This window comes from Agromyces binzhouensis (assembly GCF_004135055.1).
GTDB classification, from domain to species: Bacteria; Actinomycetota; Actinomycetes; order Actinomycetales; family Microbacteriaceae; genus Agromyces; species Agromyces binzhouensis.
The window spans coordinates 1-1,874 of sequence record NZ_SDPL01000509.1 but is presented as its reverse complement, the minus strand read 5'-3'; the positions used below and the strand labels follow the sequence as shown (position 1 = coordinate 1,874).

Here is a 1,874-nt window from a genome sequence, read left to right as displayed (position 1 = left end):
CGGGCCGTGCCCGACGCCCGCGACCAGAGCAGCGAGCCCGACGGCGAGCCCGTGAGCTTCGCGACCGCGCCGACCTCGCCCGCGGCGAGCGTCCCGGCGGTCACGTGCTCCGCCCCCCGGAGCCGGAACAGGCCGTGGATCCGCTCATCGGCGCCCGTGGTCGCGTTCCGCAGCTTGTCGCCGGTCCGGAGCGTGCCGGAGAGCACCTTGAGCATCGACACCTGGCCGACGAACGGGTCGGCCACCGTCCGGAAGACGTGCACCAGCGTGTCCCCGGACTCGTTCGGCGCGACCTTCAGCTCCGACCCGCCCGACCCCTCGCCGACGAGGATGCGCCCGTCGCGTTCGGTCGCGGCGGGCGTCAGTTCGCAGACGAGGTCCGCGACCCGGTCGACGCCCGTCCCGGTCGCCCCCGAGCACACGAGCACGGGCACGGCCTCGCCGGCGGCGACCTCGCGCGCGAACGTCCGCTCGAGCTCGGCGGCCGACGGCTCGTCGCCCTCGAGGTAGGCCTCGAGCTGCGCGTCGTCGTGCGAGACGATGTCCTCGGTCACCTCGACGTGCATCGCGTGCTCCTCGGCCTCCGCCTCGGGCGGCAGCGGCTCGTCGTGGTGCGTCCCGTCGCCGTCGTAGACGTGGGCCTCCTCGCTCAGCACGTCCGCGATCGCCCGGAACGCCGCCTCCTCCCCGATCGGCAGCTCCAGCGCCCACAGGTGCTCGCCGAACTCCGACCGGAGCTGCGCGAGCACGCCGCGGAAGTCCGCCCGCGCCTTGTCCTCCTGGGTGACCACCACGACCCGCGGCACGCCGACGGCCTCGGCGGCGTCCCAGGCGGTGCGCGTCCCGGCGACCACGCCGTCCACCGCGCTGACCGTGACGAGCGCGACATCCGCCACCGCCAGCGCCGCGTCGACGGCGCCCACGAAATCCGGATGCCCGGGGGTGTCGGCCAGGGTCACCGCGTACGCGGTCCCGTCCGGCCCCGTCCAGTCGAAGTAGGCGAGCGAGAGCCCGAGGCTCGTGTGGCGGGCGATCTCCTCGGGCTCGTGGTCGCAGACGGTGTTCCCCTGTTCGACGGATCCCGTCCGTGGGATCGCGCCGGCGCGATGCAGGAGCGCCTCCGCGAGGGTGGTCTTCCCCGAGCCCGAAGCGCCCACGAGGGCGATGGTCCGGTGGGTCTTGGGCGATGCCGAGTTCATGGGGCCTCCCGCGCCGGTGCGGTTCCGTGCGTCCATCGTCGCGCGCCGAGGCCGCGAGGTCCAGAGGGCGGAGGTCCCGATCGTCGCCGATGCCGGGTTCCGGGCGCGGTTCAGCCCGCCGCGGCCCGCCGTTCGGCGACGATCGCCCGCGTCTCCGGCGCGATCCGTGCGCCCAGCTCCTCGATCAGCGCCTCGTCGTCGCCGACCACGACGAACGTGTCGACGCCGTGCCGGGTCGCCAGGCCGGCGAGCGTCTCCGGGTCGACGGTGCGCGGCCCGACGTTGAGCAGGCGACGGATGCTCCGGGGCTCGCGCCCCGCGGCGCGCGCAGCGCCGTCGATGATCTCGTGCCCCGCGTCGAGTGAGTCCGGACCGTGCTCGAGACGGCCGAGCGACGGCAGCCACCCGTCGGCCGCGCTCCCGAGGAGCCGGAGCCCCTTGGGCCGGAGCACGCCGAGCCAGATCGGCATGGGCCGCTGCACCGGGGCGGGCCCGCGCTTGGCGCCGCGGATCGGATAGTGCTCGTTGTGCAGGAACACGCCGCCCGGGGCTTCCGTGTCCTGCAGTTCGCGGATGACGGTGATCGCCTCGCCCAGCGCGCCGACCTGCTCGGCGGGCGTGCGGCTCGGCGCGCCCATCGCGACGGCGGCCGGTGCGAACCCGCCCGCGCCGAGG

General features: G+C 75.5%; 2 protein-coding genes. Both read right to left on the bottom strand.

Going from position 1 to position 1,874, the window contains the following annotated elements:
- Positions 1 to 1,199, bottom strand: a 1,199-nt coding sequence (locus ESO86_RS16230) for a GTP-binding protein (protein WP_129235875.1), incomplete at its 3' end; no start/stop codon positions are given.
- 110 nt (positions 1,200 to 1,309) lie between these two features.
- On the bottom strand, positions 1,310 to 1,874 hold a 565-nt coding region (locus ESO86_RS16225; RefSeq protein ID WP_129235874.1), incomplete at its 5' end, for an LLM class flavin-dependent oxidoreductase.